Source organism: Mangrovihabitans endophyticus (genome assembly GCF_014646155.1).
In the GTDB taxonomy this organism is placed as follows: Bacteria; Actinomycetota; Actinomycetes; order Mycobacteriales; family Micromonosporaceae; genus Actinoplanes; species Actinoplanes endophyticus.
Genome location: NZ_BMMX01000001.1, coordinates 543,503 through 562,647, shown reverse-complemented (window position 1 = coordinate 562,647; position 19,145 = coordinate 543,503). Strand labels below are relative to the sequence as shown.

Sequence of the window (19,145 nt, the reverse complement as noted above, 5' to 3'; positions counted from 1 at the left end):
GCGAGCCCACCATGGCCAAAGTGATCGCCTTCGACGTGAACGAGACCCTGCTCGATCTGCGAGGCTTGGACGGGCCCTTCACGGAGGTCTTCGGCGATGCCGCACTTCGCCCGCTGTGGTTCGCCCAGATGCTGCAACTGTCCTTCGTCGGCGGTCTCGTCGGTGACTACGTCGACTTCACCACCGCGCAGCACGCCGCCCTGCGGATGCTCGCCGAGCGAACCGGCACGGCGCTGACGGACGACGAGGCCGACCGGATCGTCGGCGGGATGAGCGCCCTGTCCCCACATCCGGAGGTACCCGCCGCTCTCACCCGGCTCCGGGGCACGTCGCTGCTCATGGTCGCCCTCACGAACTCCGTTGGTGCCGTGGCCGAGGCCCAGCTTGAGCACGCCGGGCTACGCGCTCTCTTCGATGCGGTCCTCTCCGCCGACGCGGTCCGGCACCTCAAACCGGAGCCCCAGCCGTACCGGTCGGTCGCGGAGCATTTCGGAGTTCCGATCGCCGAGGTCAGGCTCGTGGCGGCGCATTCCTGGGACGTTTCCGGAGCCCTCGCCGCCGGATGCCGGGCGGCCCTGGTCCGGCGTCCCGGTGTGACCGCCAGCCCGATCGGTGCTCAGCCGGACATCGTCGCACCCGACCTCGCCGCGACCGTGGAGCGCATCATCGAGGTTGACCGGCCGAGAGCACGCGCCGATGCAAGGCGGTGACCACGGCACGGGCCGAGACGAACGCGCCGTGTTGCCAGGCGACCTCGTGGCTGAGCCAATCCCCTGCGAAGTAGACCCGGCCAGCCGGTTGCAGCAACAGCCGGTAGGCGGCGCTGTCCCACGGTGGTGACGTCCAGGCGCCTTCGAGATAAGGCGTGCGGTGCCACGCCATCGAAAACCCCGAGGCGAGCTCGGAGCGGTACTTCTCACCGTGAATCTTCACGCCCTGAGCGACCGCCCGCGTGATCCGCTCGGACGGCGTCAGTGCGCCGTAGGCCACGGCCGCCGCACCGGTGTTGTAGTACCCGACGACCACCCCGCGCCGGGCGTGGAAATCGTAGGAGGGGTACCAGATGTGGGTCACGTCCAGGTCGGTCTCGGTGATGCCCCCGTAGATCCTCAGGTCGGTCTCCCACCAGCGGCTGCGGTATTCCAGGCCGAGCTTGCCCGACGCGGTGACCGGGAACGAGCCGAGTGCGGCGGTCACCTCCGCGCCGAGGTTGTGCGGGATCCGGGCCATCAGGTGCGGCGGCAGCGCGGCGATGCAGAAGTCCGCGGTCAGCGCGTGCACCCGCCCGCCCCGACGGTAGGTCACCGTGACGTCGCCGGAGCGACCGGTCACCTGCTGCACGACGGCGCCGAGGCGCACCCGGTGCCCGCCGATCGCCGCGGCCAGTGCGGCGGCGATCCGGTCCATGCCACCGACCGGCTGGAACATCATCATCGCCTGGTCGTAGCCGAACTCGAAGCTGAAGTAGCGGCCGACGTTGCTGGCGAAGACCTCGGACAGCGTGGGCGGTCCGGGCAGCGGTGTGCCCGCGTCCTCACCCGCACCGGGATACGAGAGGAATCCGCGGCGGGTGCTGCCGGTGTATTCGTGCGCCGAACCGATGGCACCGAAGCTCTCCATGAAGGACAGCAGGCGGCTCTTGTCCTCGCCGGTCAACCGGTCGTCGAGCGCGCCCTGGTCGGTGGCCTTGGCCAGCAACTCGGACACGTACCCGTAGACGTCGGCCTTCGCCGTGCGGTAGCGCACCGGCGCGCCGTTGGCCTCGTTGTAGATCAGCGCGTCGGCGTTCGCGTTGACGAACGGCTGAATCGGCACGCCCAGCTCACGGCAGTAGTCGAGGGTGACCATCCACTGTGCGATCCGGGCCGGCCCGGCGTTGAGGTAGGTGCCGGGAGCGAACGACGCCCGCTGGGTGTGACCGTCGAGGTCGGTCTGCACGGTGCCGCCGCGCACCGTGAAGTTGCGGCCGCCGGCCACGTCCCGGGCCTCCAGCACCGTGCAGTCGTATCCCGCCTTGCCCAGCTCGTAGGCGGCGGCCAGTCCGGCGATGCCGCCACCGAGGATCACCACCCGGCGGGCGCCGCGGCCGGTCAGGTGAAAGTCCGACCGTCGTGGTGCACGAAAATCGGGGGCGGTGGCGTGCGCGGGGGCCAACCCGAGCGCCCCCATCGTGGCGAACAGGGCCCCGGCGCCGCCGCTGACGCCCACGGACTGGAGGAAACGCCGCCGGGTGACTGCTCCATCACGCATCATCGCAGTCTCCGGGCACTCGATTACATCGATGCTTGTCGAATGTTGCGTGGCCGTTTCGTCGGCATCGCGTGTTGCCGGCCCGCCCCGCCGGGCGCGCGCCGAATGATCCATTCGGCGGTTGCCACGTTGATCGCCCAGGCGGCGGCCATGGTGAGCGTTCTTGTCGACGGGGTGACCGGGCCGACGGCGAGCAGCCACGCCACGTGGGTGAACAACTGCGTGCCCGCGCCCACGCCGAGCGCGTAGCCGCGGATCATCCAGGCCCGGTGGTGGACGAAGTCCCGCCGCCGGATCGCCACCACGCCCAGGACGAGGAACACCGTCATGGCCGCCCCCACCACGAGGCGGATCGCCGCCAGCGCGCCGCCGGTGATCGCCGCGGGCGTGAACGCCAGCCACATCCCGGACAGCGCGGTGATGACGCCCGCCGGGGCCACCACCCGCCCGGCCCGCCGATGCCGGGCCCGGTGCCGGCGGCGCAACCCCGGCGCGAATTGGAAGGCACCAGCCACGCTGAACACGACAGCGCTCACGATGTGCACGGCCACCACCACGGCCTCCGAGGCGAGCCGGTCGTGATCGGACAGGACCGCGGGGCCGCCCGAGAACTCGGTCAGCCGGAGGCTGCCTGCCACCGCCGGGACGAGGCTGAGCGTGAGCAGCCCGGCCAGGATGAGACCGTCGCGGTTCTTTGCCTTCGTCGTCACACACCGATGGTGCAGGCTGCCCCGGGGCGTACTCATCGGACTGTGGGACGGACCCGCATCGACCGATAGTCGGGGATGACGACGGTCCTTTGGGCCAATCCGCCGGTCGCGTCAGCTCCGTAGCATGACAGTGTGCTGTGGGACGAGCCTCGTCCGCCCGGTGCGCCGGCTCGGGTCTGGCGGGACTGGGCTCTCGTCGGTGTCCTGGCTCCGGCGGCGGTCCTGGAGGGCGTGCTGCGCACGGATCTGCGCGACGCGCCCGTCGAGGTGGTCCTCGCGCTCGCGCTGCTGCCCACCCTGCTGTGGCGCCGGACCCGGCCACTGCCGATGGTCGCCATCGCCTTCCTGGCCACCGCGGTCGAACCGCTGGTCATCGGCTACGAGCCCCGACTGACCACCATGGCCTATCTGCTGATTCTTCCGTACGCGTTGTTCCGCTGGGGATCCGGCCGCGAGGCGGTGATCGGGGCCGTCGTCGTGCTGCTCAAGATCTGTCTGCACGCGGCCTTCGGCTATCTCAGCGCGGCGGAGGCGCTACCCGGCTTCGTGGTGATGTTCGCGGCCTTTGCGCTCGCCAGCGCGTACCGGTACCGAGCCCGGCTGCGGGCCCGCGAACTGGATCGGGCCAGGCTGCTGGAGCGCGAGCGGCTGGCCCGCGACCTGCACGACACCACGGCCCACCACGTCTCCGCCATGGCGATCCGCGCCCAAGCCGGTATCGCGCTCGCCCAGAGCACGCGGCGCGTCGACGTCGCCGTCGACGCGCTGCACGTGATCGAGGCCGAGGCGACGCGCGCCCTCACCGACATGCGCACCCTGGTCCGCGCCCTGCGCCGGGCGCAGGAGGCCGATCTCGCGCCCAGCCCCGGCATCGCCGACATCCCCGCGCTGGCGAGCCGGTCCGCGCCCGGTCCGGTGGTCGAGGTGCACCTGGCCGGCGACCTCGACGACATCCCGTCGACGATCGGCACCGCGGTCTACCGGCTCGCTCAGGAGTCGGTGACCAACGCCCGGCGACACGCCAGGCACGCCACCCGCATCGAGGTCCGCGTCGCAGCCGATGACCGATCCGTACGTCTGCGGGTCAGCGACGACGGCGACACCGGCGGCGCCGGCGCCGCATCGTCCGGCGGCTACGGTCTGGCCGGGATGGCCGAACGGGTCGGCCTGCTCGGCGGCACCTGCGAGGCCGGACCGGCCCCGGACAGGGGCTGGACCGTGACCGCGGCGATCCCGCGCGCCGGCGCCGCCGCGTCCACGCCGGCATGAGCATCCGCGTGCTCGTCGCCGACGACCAGGAGATCGTCCGCACCGGCCTGACGATGATCCTCACCACCCAGCCGGGCATCGAGGTGGTGGCCGAGGCCGCGAACGGCAACCGGGCGATCGAGCTGGCCCGGCGGCTGCGCCCGGACGTGTGCCTGCTCGACATCCGCATGCCCGGCCTGGACGGCATCGAGGCCACCCGTCGGCTGGCCGGACCCACGGTCACCGACCCCCTTGCGGTCGTCGTCATCACCACCTTCGACCTCGACGAGTACGTCTACGCGGCGTTACGCGCCGGGGCCCGGGGGTTCCTGCTCAAGGACGCCGGTCCGGCGCTGCTCAGTCAGGCCGTGCATGCCGCCGCCGAGGGGGACGCGCTGATCGCGCCGAGCGTCACCATGCGGCTGCTCAAGACCTTCGCCGGGGCCGGTCCCCGTCCCGTGCCGCACGCACCGGCCGACCCGCTCACCGACCGGGAGGAGGAAGTCCTGCTGGCGGTGGCGAACGGCCGTACGAACACGGAGATCGCCGCCGACCTGTTCATCAGCCTCAGCACCGTCAAGACACACATCGGCAGCCTGCTGGCCAAGCTCGGCGTGCGTAACCGGGTGGAGATGGCCATGTGGGCGTACCGGACCGACCGCGTGGCCAGGGGCCACCGAAACTGATCACGGTGGCGCGCCGGCGGCTTCCATCGCCATTTACGGCGTGTACTTGGGAATCAGCTCGTTGATGATGCGGTTGGCGTACTGCTCTGCCTCCGCGGTCGGAGGCTGGCCGTTGGCGTCCCGTGTCGCCTGGGGTCCCGCGTTGTATGCCCACAGCAGAGCCGTGGTCGGGTCGGCCGGAACCGTCGACACCTGGCTGACCAGGTCACACATGTAGATGCCCTGAGTAATGATCGCGTCGGCCGGGTCGAACGGGCTGGCCGTGCCGTCACCGTTGGCGTCGACGCCGTACGCGTCCCACGTTCCGGGTAGGAATTGAGCTATTCCCTGCGCGCCGATGGAGGAGACGGCGTTGGGGTCCCATTCGGACTCCTGCTCGATCTGGGCTGCCAGCAGCGGGCCGTTGACCGCGTCACAGGTGACCGCAGCTTGCCTGATCAAGCCTTCGTACTGCTGTGGAACGTTGCGGACATCCGGGGAGCCGGCCCACGCCGGTGCCGCCGCGGCCGCTGTCAGCCCGCACGCGGCGATGGCGGTAGCCATCGCTTTGCCGATGGTATGGGGCATCGGTTGCCCTCCTTTCGGTCGTGTCGTCCCTTGCTGCCCGACCCACGGCAAGATAAGCGCAAACACATCATAGTGACACGTAAATGTCATAAACAATCTTTATGTAATGCATTGCTTACAATGCGTCGACGACGATCTATGACCTTCTCCATGGAGCGTTTGGTGTTGGGCGCCGCCGCCGGCCGCACACGGGCGGCATCGGTTGACGATCACCAATGCCGTGCTGAAGAGTGCCATCATGGTCACCCGTCGCGCTCTCCTTGCTCTGGCCGGTGCCGCAGGTGGGGCCGCGACGCTGCCCACGCCCGCCGCGGCCCGCGTCGCGGATGCGGTCGCCGACGACTATCACCGCCTGCTGCTGGTGCACACCCGGTGGGTGCGGGAGCAGTGGGATCCGGCGATCGGCGCCTACCGCGCCGCCGATTTCCGGTTCGCTGCCGTGCTGGGCAACGCCGTTCTGCTCACCACCGACGGGTACGACGCCGAACTGGCCGGTGTCGACGCGGCCACGTTGCGGCGGCAGACGCTCGCCACGATCAGCCGCTTCGCGGCCACCAACCGCCTCGCCGGCGGCTCCGAGTGGGGTCAGCGCCTGTTCTGGGACTCGACCTTCGAGCTGTACATGGTGCTCGCCGCCCGGCTGCTGTGGTCCGAGCTGGACGATACGACCCGGGCACACGTCGAGGCGATCACCCGGGGACAGGCGGCCTACGCGTACGGTCTGGGCACCGGTGACGACCCGCTCAGCGGCGGCTGGACTCCGAACGGCAGCACCGGCGGGTACCGGGGCGACACCAAACTGGAGGAGATGGGCGTCTACGCGCAGGCGATCGCGCCCGGCCTCGCCTGGGCCCCGGACGGCGACGCCGAAGCGGCACGCTGGCGGGAACGGTTCGACTTCTGGGCGTCCAACGCGAGCGGCCTGCCCGCGGCCGACCGGGCCAACCCGGCGATCGTGGACGGTCGCGCGGTCAGCTCCCGGAACGTCGCGCACAACCTGCACGACACCTTCGTGGTGGAGAACCACGAGTCGGCCAACCCGCACTACCAGGCCGAGCTGTGGCGTACCGCCGGACGGGCCGCCGCGCATTTCCTCGCCGCCGGCCGAGCGCTGCCGCAGGTGCTCACCCGTCAGCCGAACGGGCGGGAGTTGTGGGCAACGCTGCGCCTGCTCGCCAGTGACGCGGGCGAACCCGTGATGCCGATGGTGGCCGACCGTTATCACCTCTACGGGCGCGACGTGCTGCCGCTGGCCTTCCTGGCCCAGGTGCAGGGCGACCGGCACGCCGCCCGCGCCGAGGCCGACCTGGCCGCCCGGCTCATGCCCTACCTGAAGTACGCCCCCGAGAACCGGCTGACGAAGTTCAGCGGGGAGGAGAAGTACGAGCCGGAGGCACGCGCCGAACTGGCCATCGCCTATCTGTTCCACCGGTGGCGCGGGAGGCCGGTGCGCCCGGTGCCGGCCAGCGAGTTCTTCGCTGCGGCAGCGGGCGCTCGCGACTTCGGCGCAGCGGTCGGCATGACGGTGCAGCAGAGCACCGCCGGTTTTGCGGCGGCGGTCACGAAGCCCGGATTCGTGAACTTCCTGTGGCAGCCCGGCCACGACAACTGGCTGATCGACACCCGGTCGCCGGCCTTCCTGCCGGCCCAGACGTCGGCGCCCGTCCGGCAGTGGACGGCCGCGTACACCGCCACCCGCGACGGCGTCGACGCCACCGCCACGGTGCTGCAGACCGCCGCCGGATGGGCCGGCTACGCCACGCTTCCCACCGGAACCGTCGTGTACGCCGGGCCGGGCCCCTCCGCACTGACCTTGTTCAACCTGTCCATGCCCGGCATGCCGGGTCTCGACGGCAGCCGCACCTTCACCGGCGCGAACGGCGCCGTGACATCACCGTCGGGGCTCGGCGACGGCGGCACCGACGAGATCACGTTCGCCGCCCGGTCCGCCCGGCACGTACGCTTCCTCGGCCGTTCGGCCGCCAACCAGTACGGCTATTCGCTGTTCGAATTCGAGGCCCTCGACACCGCGGGCGTGAACCGGGCGCTCGGCGGCGCGGTCACCGCATCGTCGGCCGACTCGAGCTACCCGGCCGTCAACGCCGTCGACGGGAACGCGGGCACCCGATGGGCAGTCGCCCGCGCCGAACGCGACCGCGCCGACAGTTGGCTCGCCGTGGACCTCGGCGCCACCGTCGAGCTGACCGGCGTCCGGTTGCGCTGGGAGGCCGCGTACGCCACGTCGTACACCGTGCAGACCTCGACCGACGGCACCTCCTGGACCACCGCGGCGAGCGCACCGGCCACCGCGGCGCTGGGAACGTGGGCCGACATCGACGGCCGCGCCGGTCTCGTCGCGCACGACGCCGACGGCCCGATCACCGCGGCGGCGACGACCGTCACCGTGCCGCCCGCGGCCCTCATCGAGGGGTACGCCCGCACCGACACCGATCTGGCCGCCGCGGCGCGCCGGCGAATGCCCACCGGTGGCCCGGCGGCGCTGCGGCTCAGCGACGCCGACGGGTTCCTGACCCTGCTCAACCTCTCCCCCACCGCCCTGGACGACGTCGTGCTCACGCTTGCCCGCGGCAACCGCTTGTATCGCGGAGTGTCGGTGGTCCGCGCGGACGGTGGCCTGGACGTGACCGTGTCGGTGCCCGCGGGCGGCGGCGCCGTCGAGCCCACCCGTTTCACGGTGACCGGCCGTGCCCCCGCCGGCACCAGGTTCGCCGTCTCCGACTCACACCACGTCACGGTCACCGCGCCGGAGCGGAAAGCCGTCGACGTACGCCTCGCGGCAGGCCGACGGCGGCTGCGGGTGCGGTTGCCCGCCAGGGCAAGCAGAACCTATGCCGTGCCGGTCGAGGGTCCGGTCACCCCGACCGCGGACCTGGCCCGCGGGCGCACCACCTTCCCTACCTCGCCACTGCCCGCGGGCATGGGTGAACCGTCCCGCGCCGTGGACGGCAACCCGCGCACCGCGTGGCGCCCCGGCCCGAACGGGCGGATGGTCGTCGACCTCGGCGCGGCCCGCACCGTGCAGACGGTCGAGCTGACGTGGACCGGCCACGCCCGCCCGCACGCGGTCGTCGAGATCTCCGTGGATGGGGCGACCTACACGCCGGCCGGCGCGCCGACGACCGCACGATACGTCGCCGTCACCGTGCCGGGCTGGCACTACGGACGTCCGGAGCTGGTGGAGATCGCGGTGACCGGTCGCTGACCGGGCCTCGGACGTCTCCCCCTCCGCCGCCGGCCTCACACGATCCGGTCCGCCGCGAGCGGTGGGTAGACAGCGCCGACGACGCCGTCAATGGTCGTGCCGCCGAACTGAAGCATCGCGCCGACCATCTCATTGAGGTCGTACGGATAGTTCAGCCGCGGCGTCGACGCGGCGTCGAGGCGAGCAAGCTGGTCGGCCGACAGCTCCACGTCAAGAGCCGCGAGGTTGGACTCGAGGTGCGCGAGCCTGCGGGCACCGATGATCGGTGAGACGACACCCGGCTGACGGCGCAGCCAGGCGAGCGAGACGGCGGCGTGTGTGCTGCCCAGTTCCCGGGCGATCCGGCCGACCTCGTCGATCACGGTGAACTGCTGCTCGGAAGGCTGGCCCGCCATCCCCGCGCGTTTCGACTCGTCGGTGATGCCGTCGCGGGTGTACTTGCCGGAGAGGAAGCCGTTCTTGAGCGGGCCCCACGGCACGATGCCCATGCCGGCATCCAGCGCGAGCGGCGCGAGTTCACCCTCGACCGTGCGGGCAAGCAGTGAATACTCAACCTGGAGTGCGATGATCGGCTCCCAGGCGCGCAGCAGCGCCATGGTCTGGGCCTGCGCGGTGACCCAAGCCGGGATGTTGGAGAAGGCGACATAGCGGATCTTGCCCGCGCCGACCAGACCGTCGAGAACGGTCATGGTCTCCTCGATCGGCGTGTTCCGGTCGTAGTTGTGCAGGTAGTACACGTCGAGGTAATCGGTCTTCAGGCGGCGCAGCGATCCGTCGACCTGCCCGAGGATCGCCTTGCGCCCGGCACCGCCCGCGTTCGGATCGCCGAGGTGCAGGTTGGTGAAGAACTTGGTGGCGAGCACCACCCGGTCGCGCTGCCCCGGTTTCGAGGCGAAGAAGTCGCCGAGGATCGCTTCGGAGTGGCCGTTGGTGTAGAAGTTCGCGGTGTCGATGAAGTTGCCGCCGCGATCCAGATAGGTCTCAAGGATCGAGATCGATTCCTCGGAGCTCGTGCCGATGCCGCCTTCATGCTCGCCGAACGTCATCGCGCCGAGGGCAAAGGGAGACACGCGCAGGCCGGAACGACCGAGGGTGACGTAGGAGTCCAATGGCATGACACCATTCCAGCAACCCGTGCTCGCGCGGGCCCAGCCCGATGCTGCCCGTACCGTGCACATTCCTCTCGACTTGCCGCCAGACGCTCACGGCAGTCCGGCGCCGTGCGCCTCAGCGGGAGCCGAGCGCAGGATCGCGGAGTCCTGTCCCGGGGGCCGGCCGAACTCGCGTCGATACTCGCGGTTGAACTGAGACGGGCTGTCATAGCCGACGGCAGAGCTCGCGCCGAGAACGGTCGCACGACGGCTCACCAGCAAGAGGCGTGCTTGCTGCAGACGCACCTTCTTCTGGAACTGGATGGGGCTCATGCTCGTCACCGCACGGAACTGGCGGTGGTACGCCGAAACGCTCAGCGATGCGCGTTCCGCCAGATCCTCGACCCGGAACGGTGTCGCAAAGTTCTCCCGGATCCAACTGATCGTCCGGCCGATGTGCGTGAGGCTGCTGTCCGACAGGCCGATCTGGCGCACGGTTTCGCCATGCGCTCCGGTCAGCAATCTCCACATGATCTCGCGTTCGACAAGGGGAGCCAGGATGTCTTCATCGTCGCCCGATCCAAGCAGGCGAAGCCGGCGTACGGTCGCGTCGAGCATCGCATCGGATGCGGCAGCGACACCGATTCCCGCCGGCGCCCGGGTATTCCTGACGCGCCGCTGCGAGTCGAGCAGCAGTGCAGCCACGACATCCGGACGCAGCATGATTCCCACGCCCAGGAAGGGCCGCTCACGGCTCGCCTGCGAGAAGAAGCCGGTCACCGGCAAGTCCACGGTGACCACGGCATAGTCGCCCGCGCCGTAGTCATGGACGGAATCGCCGACGACGAGCCGCTTGGTTCCTTGCGCGACAACGGCCAAAGTCGGACTGGCAATCGAGGAGGTTGGGGCGGTGGGGGCGCTCACGACCGCGAACTGGACGCCGTCCCGCCGGCCGGCGACGCGGCCGGCGTGGTGAGAAATCAATGCCCGTAGTTCTTCGAGCAGGATGTTTCGCCCCAGCGTGCCCGGAGCACGGCGCCCGCCCGTCGTCACCAGCCGACCTTAAACCCTTCCCATCAATACCTACACCATATCGGTATATGGTGCCGGGACCGGCGCGGTCCGCTCAGGCGTCGGGATCGAGCCGGTAGCCGGCCCCGCGCATCGTGCGGATCGTGTCGCGGCCGAACGGACGGTCCACCTTGGCGCGCAGGTAGCGCACGTAGACGTCCACGACGTTCGAGCCGCCGTCGTACGCGAAGTCCCAGACGTGCTCGATCAGATGCGTCCGGGTCAGCGTCTCCCCCGCCCGCCTCATCAGCTCCTGCAGGAGTGCGAACTCTTTGGCCGACAACGCGATCCGGGTGTCCCCGCGCCGCACCGTTCGGCCGGCGGGATCCAGCACCAGGTCACCCACGCGCAGCTCGGTCGGACGGCGCGTCGGCTCGCGGCGGATCAGCGCGCGGACCCTGGCCAGGAGCTCGTCGAGAGCGAACGGCTTGGTGAGATAGTCGTCCGCGCCCGCATCGAGGCCACGGACCTTGTCGTGGGTGCCGTCACGCGCGGTGAGCATCAGCACAGGGGTCCAGCGGTCCTTCTCGCGGATCTGGCGGCAGACCTCGAATCCGTCCGGGGCGGGGATCATCGCGTCGAGCACGACGACGTCAAAATCGGTCTCCACGATGGCCCAGACCGCGTCGGTGCCGGCGCCGACGCTGTCCACGGCGTAGCCCGCGCGCTGCAGACCACGGCGCAGCATGGCCGCCATCGCCGGATCGTCCTCGACGATCAAGACCCTCACCTGCCCAGCATAGGGCCGTTCGAGCGCCGACCCGGCTGGCCCGCGATGTCGGCGTGCGCGGCGATCCGGGCGAGGTCGGTGTGCAGCCGCTCCATCTCGTCGCGGAGGTCCTCGGCGACGGCGGCCGCGCGCCGGCCCTGATCGAGGTGGTAGAGGGCCAGCTCGATGGCGATGCGCTCGGCTCGGCGGGCGGCAAGCAGCACGAGTGCCGTCCCGATCAGAGCGAACGCGGACAGACCGACCGCGAGACCCGCCAGAGCGGCGTCGTTGCGGTCGGACGGCACCACCTCGACCACACCGGCCACGACCACGCCGGCCATCGCGGTCAGGCAAGTCCATGGTCCGGCTGCCCGGCTGGCTACGTCGGCGAGGTGTTCAGCCGGGCGCAACCGGCGGCCGGTGCGCACCCCAGGGTGCTGGTCCCAGCCGCGCCGTCCGCCGGTGCACGGCTGTCCACGGTCTGCAGGGCCGGGCTGGTCCCGGGAGGTCATGCGGGGATTCTTGAGCGTCCCGCATGAGAGGATGGTGAAAATCCGGCGGAGGAGAAGCGGTGCGGCTGATTCCCACTTCGCTGCGCGCCCGGCTGGCTCTGGTATTCGGCGCGGGCACCTCGGCGGTGTTGCTGCTGGCGTTGTTCCTGCTCTATCTCGCCCTGGACCGGCAACTCGACCGTGCCGTCGATGCGGACCTGTCGGGGCGCAGCGCCGACCTCGCGGCCAGCGTGCGGGCACACGACCTGACCGCCGTCGCCGGTGACCCGATGGCGCAGTTGTACGCCGCCGACGGCACCCCGGTCGCCACCTCCGTCGCGATCGCCGGGCGGGTGCTGCTGACCCCGGCCCAGGTGCGGGCCGTCCACCACCTCACCGCGGTGAGCAGCACGCTTCCGTTGGGTGCCGCCGACGCCCCGTTGCGGGTGCGGCTGCTGTCCCGGCCGGTCGGCCACACCGGGCAGATCCTGACCGTCGCCCTGCCCTCGGAGGCCATCGAACGAGCGGGCACACGCCAACTGGCCGTTCTCGCGGTGGCCTGCCCCGCGCTGATCGCCGTGCTGGTGATGCTCGGCTGGATGCTGCTGCGCGCCGCGCTGCGGCCCGTCGACATGCTGACGCGGGAGGCTGCCGCCATCTCGACGCTCGATTCCGATCGCCGGTTGCCGGTGGTGCCGGGCCACGACGAGATCGCCCGCCTCGCGGCCACCCTCGGCGCCATGCTGTCCCGGCTGGCGACCGCCTTCGACCGGGAACGGGCCTTCGTCGACGACGCCAGCCACGAGCTTCGCACGCCCGTCGCGATACTCCGCGGCGAGATCGACCTGGCGCTGGCCGCGGTCGACGACCCGCAGGAAGTACGGCAGTCGCTGCTGGCCGCGCAGGGCCAGGCGGTCCGGTTGGGCCACCTCGCCGAGGATCTGCTCCTGCTCGCACGCGAACGCATCGGATCGCTCGTCATTCACCGTGAACCGGTCGATCTGACCGACCTGGTCCAGGCCGACGCGGACGCCCTGGGACGGGTTACCGGACTGACGATCGACGTCGGCGGTGAACCGGTCGTCGTCGAGGCCGAAGCCGAACGACTCCGGCAGGTCCTGGCCAATCTGGCCGCCAACAGCGCCGCGGCGGGCGCGACGTCGGCACGGGTCACGGTGCGCATTGATGAGCAGCAGGCCCGCATCGACTGGGCCGACGACGGGCCGGGCTTCCCGCCGGCGCTGCTGGACTCCGCCTTCGGACGCTTCGTCCGCGGAGACGCATCGCGCACCGCGGCCACGGGCGCGGGCCTGGGCCTGTCCATCGTCCGCGCCGTGGCGACCGCGCACGGTGGCACCGCGCGGTTGCGCAACGGCCCGCCGCTGGGCGGCGCGGTCGTCACCGTCCGGCTCCCGCTGACCTCGTGACCGGAGTTCATCAGAGCAGCGTGAGACGGCGCCGACCGGATGTCAGCGCCGTGGTTCGTCGCCAGGCTCGATGGCGGACCGCATCCTGTTCATGATCTGCGCCAGCAACCGCGAGATCTGCATCTGGGACACGCCGAGCTCGGCGGCCATTTCGGTCTGGGTCCGGCCCTCGACGTAGCGCAGATGAAGAAGGCGCCGGTCCCGCTCGGGAAGCGCGGTGACGACGTCACGCAGCGTCTCCCGAGCTTCGACGGCGGCGTAGCCGCGGTCGCTGGCCCCGAGCAGGACGCCGAAGGGCGATTCGCCGGCCTGCGATATCGGTTGGTCGAGTGACTGGAGGCGGTAGGCGCTTCCACAGCGTTGTGCGGCGTAGACCTCACCGGTTGACACGCCCATGTACCCGGCGATCTCCGCCCTCGTCGGCGTGCGCCGCAGGGCATGAGTCAGGTCCTCGGTGGCCCGCGGCACCCGGATGGCCAGTTCCTTCAGCGCGCGGCTGACCCGCACCGCCCAGGTGGTATCGCGGAAGTGACGCTTGAGCTCACCGAGGATGGTCGGTGTCGCATAGCTGGTGAAGGCCACGCCGCGGCTCTCGTCGAAGCGGTCCGCGGCCTTGAGCAGCCCGATCATCGCTACTTGAGTGAGGTCTTCGAGAGGCTCACCGCGACCGGCGAACCGGCGGGCCAGGTGCTGGGCGAGCTGGACATGCTGTGCGAAGAGCAACGATCGGAGGTCGCGGTCTCCGCCGGCATCCGTTCGAAGGGTGACGGTCATCGGAACCTCCCAGCTCACGGTCGCGTCAGGACAATGTGCAGCCGCCGGGATGAGAGAACGGTGAGAGGCCGGCGGTGCCGGTCCCCACCCCGCGATGAAGCGTTGTCGTTCAGCCGCCGCCCGAGCCACGATGGGAGTGGAAGTGCTCCCCTGAGGAGGCCGCCATGACCACCATCGAATATCCGGGAGGTTCGCCCTCCGCCCAGCATGAGTCCGGCAACGGCGACCGGCGCCGGCCGCCCTCGCTGAACGCGGGACGGCTGTGGTCGGCGGGGCTGGCGACCGCGGCGGTCGCCGCGCTGGCCGGCTTCGTGGGTGTCCTGGCCGGCCGGGCGCTGTTCGGGGTTGCCCTACACGCTCCGGACGACGTGCGGATGTTCGCCGACGCCGACGCGGTCCGGCTGTGCGTGGGCGCCGCAGTCGCGGCGCTCGCCGCCACCGGACTGGTCCATCTGCTGTGGTTGTCCACGCCACGACCCCTGACGTACTTCGGATGGATCGTTGGCCTGTTCACCGCCGCAGCGGTGTTCATGCCGTTCCTGGCGGGAGGCTCGCTGGCGGTGGCGTTGATCGTCGCCGTCATCCACCTGGTGGTCGGGCTGGCGATCGGCACGTTGATCACCGGTGCCGCCGCGAGCGCCGCCCGGTCGTAGAAACCTCCCCGGTCCCGTCTCATCGTTCTCTCATCGACGCCGTCCTAGGTTCAGCGCACAAGGGAAGCGATCCGGCCCAGGTCTGCGTCTCCACGGCCACGACCTCGGTCACACACCTGAGGGCCAGACATGACGGCACACGCACCGACCTCGCCGGAACGTGGTGGGGGCACCTGGGCATCACGGCCACCGCTGTCCCGCACGGCTGTCGCCCGGCTGGTGCAGATCGCCGGGGCGTTCAACATCCTCAGCGCCGTCGTTCCGCCCCGGCACGGCCGGATGACGGCCCTGCTCGAGTTCGTTCCCGCCGCCGACATCCTGTCGGCGCGCGCCGCCACCGCGGCCGTCGGTGCCCTGCTCATCTATCTCGGCGCCGGTTTACGCCGCGGCAAACACCAGGCGTGGCAGCTCGCCGTCGCGCTGGCCGGAACCGGCGTCGTGCTGCACGTTCTGAAGGGCCTGGACGTCGACGCGGCGGCGGTGTCGGCCGGCCTGATGGTGTTGCTGATCCTCGTCCGGGGCAGGTTCCACGCCGTCGCCGACCCGCGCGGACGCTGGCGCGCGCTGGCCGCCCTCACCGGGTTCGCCGCCACCGGCTTCGCGCTCGGGCTGATCGAGATCGCCGTCCACTCGCATCGGCTCGTCGGCGCGCCCGGCATCACGCTCTGGGTCCGGGAGTCAGCGCTCGGTCTGCTGGGCGTCACCGGTCCCCTGCGATTCGACCATCCGCTTCCCGGCGAGGCGGTGACCGTCACCACCGGGACATTCGGTCTCCTCTCCGTGGTGACCGCCGCCGTTCTGCTGCTGCAGTCCGCCGGCCACCAAGCGCTGCGCAGCGACGCCGACGAACGGCGACTGCGTGGCCTGCTCGATCAGTACGGCGGCAACGACTCGCTGGGCTACTTCGCGCTGCGCGCCGACAAGGCGCTGATCTGGGCGCCCTCGGGCAAGGCAGTGATCGCCTATCGGGTGGTGCACGGCGTCAGCCTGGCCGCCGGTGACCCGATCGGCGTCGAAGCGGCATGGCCGGACGCGATCGGCGCGTGGCTCGTCGATTGCGCGGCGCACGGCTGGACACCCGCGGTCCTGGGTTGCGGCCGGGCCGGGGCTACCGCCTATCGGCGCAGCGGCCTCGACGTGATCGAGCTCGGTGACGAGGCCGTCGTGGACACGACCGCCTTCACCCGGCACGGACGGCCGATGCGCGCCGTCCGGCAGGCGGTCAACCGGGCCGGGCGCGCCGGGTACACCTGCACCACCGTCCGGCAGCGGGACCTGGCACTCGACGACCTGGCAGCCGTGGTGCACGCCGCCGACGCCTTCCGCAACGGCCGGGTGGAGCGGGGCTTCTCGATGGCGCTGTCGCGGCTCGGCGACCGCCGGGACGGCGACTGTCTGCTGGTCCTCGCCCACGACCGCCACCGGCGGATGCGCGGCGTGCTGCAGTTCGTGCCGTGGGGTGACGACGGTCTCTCCCTGGACCTGATGCGCGGCGACCGCGGAGCCACCAACGGCCTGACCGACCTGATGATCGTGACGGCCATCGAGGCCGCTCCGTCGCTCGGCGTCCGCCGGTTGTCGCTCAACTTCGCCGTCATGCGCTCGGTATTCGCCCGCGCGGAGGAGCTGGGAGCGGGTCCGGTCCTGCGGCTATGGCACCGGCTGCTGATGATCGGCTCGAAGCTCTGGCAGATCGAGTCGCTGTATCGCGCCAATGCCAGGTATCAGCCCTCGTGGCAGCCGCGCTATCTGTGCTTTCCCACCGCCCGTGACCTCCCGCGGATCGCCTTCGCCGCGCTGACCGCCGAGGCGTTCCTGCCCACCGGCCGGGAGCGTCCGGACGCACACATGCGAGCGCTCACCGCCACCGGCCCCGTCAGCGCGCGGAGGTCAGCGGCTCATGCCGACGGCACCCTGCCGATGGTGCGGGGCACGGTGAGCCGGTGAGCTCCCCCAGGCTCGGGAACGGCCGCAGCGCGTACCACAAGGCCATCTCTCTTCTCCTGTGCGGTGGCCTGGTCGGTGTGGTGACCGCCGTGAGCCTGCTTCCGTTCGCAGCCGTGCCGGCCCTGTACGGAACGGCGGCCGACAGCTTGCCCGGCTACTTCGTGAATTTCAGCCCCCCGCAAGCCAGCCGGATATTCGCCGCCGACGGCGTCACCCAGGTCGCGACCTTCTACCACGAATATCGCGTCGATGTGCCACTGTCCGGCATCTCCGCGAACATGCAAGACGCCATCATCGCCGCCGAGGACCGGGACTTCTACCACCATGACGGGGTCGATCCGCGCGGTGTCATCCGCGCGTTCGTGGACGATCGCAGCGGCACGGAGCTGCAGGGTGCCTCGACCTTGACGATGCAATACGTGCGCATGGTCCGGGTGGGAGCGGCGACCACACCGCAGCAGGTCCTGGACGCCACCCAGGACACGCTCTCGCGCAAGATCAGCGAGATGAGGTACGCCCTGGAGGTTGAGAAGCGGCTGAGCAAGGGTGAGATCTTGGACCGCTACCTCAACTTGGCTCCGTTCGGCAACAATGCGTACGGCGTGGACGCGGCCAGCGAGATCTACTTCCATACGAGCCCGAAGGATCTCACCGTCGGTGAGGCGGCCCTGCTGGCCGGGATGGTGAAGGCGCCCACCGGTTTCAATCCGGCCACCGCGACCGGATACCCGCAGGCGGTGCAGCGGCGCACGTACGTCATCGACGCGATGGTGAAGACCGGCGCGATCAGCCGGGCGCAGGCCGCCACGGCGCTCGCCGAACCGATACCGCGCCACATCGCGCCGGCCGGAAACGGCTGCCTGGCGGTGACGTCGCACGAATGGGGCTTCTTCTGCGACTACTTCTATCGGTGGTGGCTGAGCCAGCCGGCCTTCGGCGCGACCGCCTACGACCGGGAGCAACGGCTCCTCGATGGCGGCTACCGGATCACCACCACCATGGATCTCGCGGCGACCGCCTCCGCGTACCGCAACATCGGGCAGCAGATCTCCGACCGCAACAGGGACGCCCTGATGCTCGCCGCCGTGCAGCCCGGCACGGGGCACGTCCTCGCCCTCGCGGCCAACCGCCGATACGCGGTGGACGACCCCGATCACCCCACGAACGGTCTGTCCTCCGATCCGGCCGAACGGGCCCGGGGTGTACGCGGCACTCATCCCGACACGGTGAACCCGATCATCACCGGCGGCGGTGGCATCGACGGTTACCAAGCCGGATCCACGTTCAAACTGTTCACGCTCGTCGCCGCCTTGGAACACGGTCTGCCGCTGAGCACCACGATCGACGCCGGAACACGAGCGCACACGCATTACGTCATCGACCCGTCAAGCCCGGCCGCCTGCCCCGGCACACGCTTCTACTGCCCGGGCAACGCCGGCGAGAGCGAAGCCGGCACGTACACCATGTGGTCCGCGTTCGGCCACTCGGTCAACACCTACTTCGTGCCCCTGGAGGAACGGGTCGGCGCCCAGCACGCCGTGGACGTGGCCGAACGCTTCGGCATCCACTTCCGGGCGCCCGGCGACGCCGCGATCGCCGACAACCCGCGGGCTGCTGCCCAGTGGGGCGCCTTCACCCTCGGTGTATCCGAATCCACGCCGCTGGATCTCGCCGACGCGTACGCCACCCTGGCCGCCGACGGCACGTACTGTGCCCCGACACCGGTGTCACGAATCGAGACGTCCACCGGACAGCCCCTCGACGTCGGCAGCCCGGACTGTCACCAGGCCACCACGCCGGAGGTGGCACGCGCCGCCCTCGACGCCGCGCGCTGCCCGGTCGGCGACACCGCGCAACTGGGCAGTTGCGGCGGTCCGGGCACCGCACCGCAGGCGCACCGCGTCGTCGGGCACCCCGTCTTCGGCAAGACCGGCACCACCGACGGCCAGCGGACCGCGGCTCTGATCCTGGGCACCACCTCATTCGTGGTCGCCGGCTACCTGGCCGACCCCGACTGGCCGCAGACCACCCAGCACATGAGTCACACCACCGTCAATCCCGCCGTGTGGAACACCGTCGCGGACTACATGCGCGGTCGGCCCAGCGTGCAATTCCGCACGCCGGACGACGCCCCGGCGACCGCGGGCTCGGGCTGACTTGATCAGTCGTTCACCGCCGGCCGGTCATTGCCCGGCCGGCGGGACCGGCGTTGCGGGACAGGTGAAACCGCGGCGTGGTGCCGCGCCCGGCCGCACGACGAACGGCCGGTCGTCGACGCCGAGCGCCTCCCGCTGATCA

At 70.7% G+C, this 19,145-nt stretch carries 16 protein-coding genes; 8 read left to right on the top strand and 8 right to left on the bottom strand.

Annotated features, from left to right (window positions below):
* The first annotated feature begins 11 nt into the window (after positions 1-11).
* On the top strand, positions 12-710 hold the full coding sequence (locus tag IEY73_RS02125; protein WP_189077289.1) for a haloacid dehalogenase type II: 699 nt from the start codon (positions 12-14) through the stop codon (positions 708-710).
* Here IEY73_RS02125 and IEY73_RS02120 read toward each other — a convergent pair.
* Both IEY73_RS02120 and IEY73_RS02115 read right to left on the bottom strand, forming a co-directional pair.
* Entirely contained in the window at positions 664-2,250 is a 1,587-nt protein-coding gene (locus IEY73_RS02120; RefSeq protein ID WP_189077288.1) for a flavin monoamine oxidase family protein, read from the bottom strand. The two genes, IEY73_RS02125 and IEY73_RS02120, sit on opposite strands and share 47 nt — an antisense overlap.
* 23 nt (positions 2,251-2,273) lie before the next feature.
* Positions 2,274-2,960 (bottom strand): DUF2306 domain-containing protein, encoded by a 687-nt coding sequence (locus tag IEY73_RS02115; protein WP_229715376.1) that lies wholly within the window; start codon positions 2,958-2,960, stop codon positions 2,274-2,276.
* A gap of 132 nt (positions 2,961-3,092) precedes the next feature.
* Here IEY73_RS02115 and IEY73_RS02110 point away from each other — a divergent pair, with 132 nt between their 5' ends.
* Both IEY73_RS02110 and IEY73_RS02105 read left to right on the top strand, forming a co-directional pair.
* On the top strand, positions 3,093-4,229 hold the full coding sequence (locus tag IEY73_RS02110; protein WP_229715374.1) for a sensor histidine kinase: 1,137 nt from the start codon (positions 3,093-3,095) through the stop codon (positions 4,227-4,229).
* Positions 4,226-4,894, top strand: a complete 669-nt coding sequence (locus IEY73_RS02105; protein WP_189077286.1) for a response regulator — start codon at positions 4,226-4,228, stop codon at positions 4,892-4,894. Before IEY73_RS02110 ends, IEY73_RS02105 begins: the two co-directional genes overlap by 4 nt.
* A gap of 33 nt (positions 4,895-4,927) precedes the next feature.
* On the opposite strand, the gene IEY73_RS02100 is transcribed toward IEY73_RS02105, so the two are convergent.
* Positions 4,928-5,437, bottom strand: a complete 510-nt coding sequence (locus tag IEY73_RS02100) for a lytic transglycosylase domain-containing protein (protein ID WP_189077793.1) — start codon at positions 5,435-5,437, stop codon at positions 4,928-4,930.
* Positions 5,438-5,681: 244 nt separating this feature from the next.
* Between IEY73_RS02100 and IEY73_RS02095 the strand changes: the two genes are divergently transcribed.
* Complete coding sequence (locus IEY73_RS02095; RefSeq protein ID WP_229715372.1) at positions 5,682-8,684, top strand: discoidin domain-containing protein; 3,003 nt, start codon at positions 5,682-5,684, stop codon at positions 8,682-8,684.
* Between the two features lie 35 nt (positions 8,685-8,719).
* On the opposite strand, the gene IEY73_RS02090 is transcribed toward IEY73_RS02095, so the two are convergent.
* From IEY73_RS02090 to IEY73_RS02075, 4 genes are all read right to left on the bottom strand, one after another.
* The gene (locus tag IEY73_RS02090; RefSeq protein ID WP_189077792.1) at positions 8,720-9,799 is read right to left on the bottom strand and encodes an aldo/keto reductase; all 1,080 of its coding nucleotides are present in this window, start codon (positions 9,797-9,799) and stop codon (positions 8,720-8,722) included.
* 87 nt (positions 9,800-9,886) lie between these two features.
* Positions 9,887-10,828, bottom strand: a complete 942-nt coding sequence (locus tag IEY73_RS02085; protein WP_229715370.1) for an AraC family transcriptional regulator — start codon at positions 10,826-10,828, stop codon at positions 9,887-9,889.
* A gap of 73 nt (positions 10,829-10,901) precedes the next feature.
* The gene (locus tag IEY73_RS02080) at positions 10,902-11,576 is read right to left on the bottom strand and encodes a response regulator transcription factor (protein WP_189077284.1); all 675 of its coding nucleotides are present in this window, start codon (positions 11,574-11,576) and stop codon (positions 10,902-10,904) included.
* A complete protein-coding gene (locus IEY73_RS02075; RefSeq protein WP_189077283.1) occupies positions 11,573-12,067 on the bottom strand; it encodes a hypothetical protein in 495 nt (164 codons plus the stop codon). The genes IEY73_RS02080 and IEY73_RS02075 overlap by 4 nt, the downstream gene beginning before the upstream one ends.
* 59 nt (positions 12,068-12,126) lie before the next feature.
* Between IEY73_RS02075 and IEY73_RS02070 the strand changes: the two genes are divergently transcribed.
* Positions 12,127-13,473: a sensor histidine kinase gene (locus tag IEY73_RS02070; protein WP_189077282.1), complete on the top strand. Its 1,347-nt coding sequence runs from the start codon at positions 12,127-12,129 to the stop codon at positions 13,471-13,473.
* A gap of 42 nt (positions 13,474-13,515) precedes the next feature.
* Here the strand turns inward: IEY73_RS02070 and IEY73_RS02065 are convergent, their stop codons facing one another.
* On the bottom strand, positions 13,516-14,247 hold the full coding sequence (locus IEY73_RS02065; RefSeq protein WP_189077281.1) for a SigB/SigF/SigG family RNA polymerase sigma factor: 732 nt from the start codon (positions 14,245-14,247) through the stop codon (positions 13,516-13,518).
* A 164-nt stretch (positions 14,248-14,411) separates the two neighbouring features.
* Between IEY73_RS02065 and IEY73_RS02060 the strand changes: the two genes are divergently transcribed.
* The 3 genes from IEY73_RS02060 to IEY73_RS02050 all read left to right on the top strand — a co-directional run bounded on the left by IEY73_RS02060 (position 14,412) and on the right by IEY73_RS02050 (position 19,003).
* The gene (locus IEY73_RS02060; RefSeq protein WP_229715368.1) at positions 14,412-14,900 is read left to right on the top strand and encodes a DUF6069 family protein; all 489 of its coding nucleotides are present in this window, start codon (positions 14,412-14,414) and stop codon (positions 14,898-14,900) included.
* A gap of 129 nt (positions 14,901-15,029) precedes the next feature.
* Positions 15,030-16,847: a phosphatidylglycerol lysyltransferase domain-containing protein gene (locus tag IEY73_RS02055; RefSeq protein WP_189077280.1), complete on the top strand. Its 1,818-nt coding sequence runs from the start codon at positions 15,030-15,032 to the stop codon at positions 16,845-16,847.
* Positions 16,844-19,003, top strand: coding sequence for a transglycosylase domain-containing protein (locus IEY73_RS02050; RefSeq protein WP_189077279.1), 2,160 nt, complete (start codon positions 16,844-16,846; stop codon positions 19,001-19,003). Before IEY73_RS02055 ends, IEY73_RS02050 begins: the two co-directional genes overlap by 4 nt.
* Positions 19,004-19,145: the final 142 nt, after the last annotated feature.

Bases quoted from the DNA above. Each gene is read 5' to 3' on its own strand.
- IEY73_RS02090 (WP_189077792.1), bottom strand. From the start codon at position 9,799: ATGCCATTGGACTCCTACGTCACCCTCGGTCGTTCCGGCCTGCGCGTG.
- IEY73_RS02060 (WP_229715368.1), top strand. From the start codon at position 14,412: ATGACCACCATCGAATATCCGGGAGGTTCGCCCTCCGCCCAGCATGAG.
- IEY73_RS02105 (WP_189077286.1), top strand. From the start codon at position 4,226: ATGAGCATCCGCGTGCTCGTCGCCGACGACCAGGAGATCGTCCGCACC.
- IEY73_RS02055 (WP_189077280.1), top strand. From the start codon at position 15,030: ATGACGGCACACGCACCGACCTCGCCGGAACGTGGTGGGGGCACCTGG.
- IEY73_RS02125 (WP_189077289.1), top strand. From the start codon at position 12: ATGGCCAAAGTGATCGCCTTCGACGTGAACGAGACCCTGCTCGATCTG.
- IEY73_RS02065 (WP_189077281.1), bottom strand. From the start codon at position 14,247: ATGACCGTCACCCTTCGAACGGATGCCGGCGGAGACCGCGACCTCCGA.
- IEY73_RS02120 (WP_189077288.1), bottom strand. From the start codon at position 2,250: ATGCGTGATGGAGCAGTCACCCGGCGGCGTTTCCTCCAGTCCGTGGGC.
- IEY73_RS02075 (WP_189077283.1), bottom strand. From the start codon at position 12,067: ATGACCTCCCGGGACCAGCCCGGCCCTGCAGACCGTGGACAGCCGTGC.
- IEY73_RS02100 (WP_189077793.1), bottom strand. From the start codon at position 5,437: ATGGCTACCGCCATCGCCGCGTGCGGGCTGACAGCGGCCGCGGCGGCA.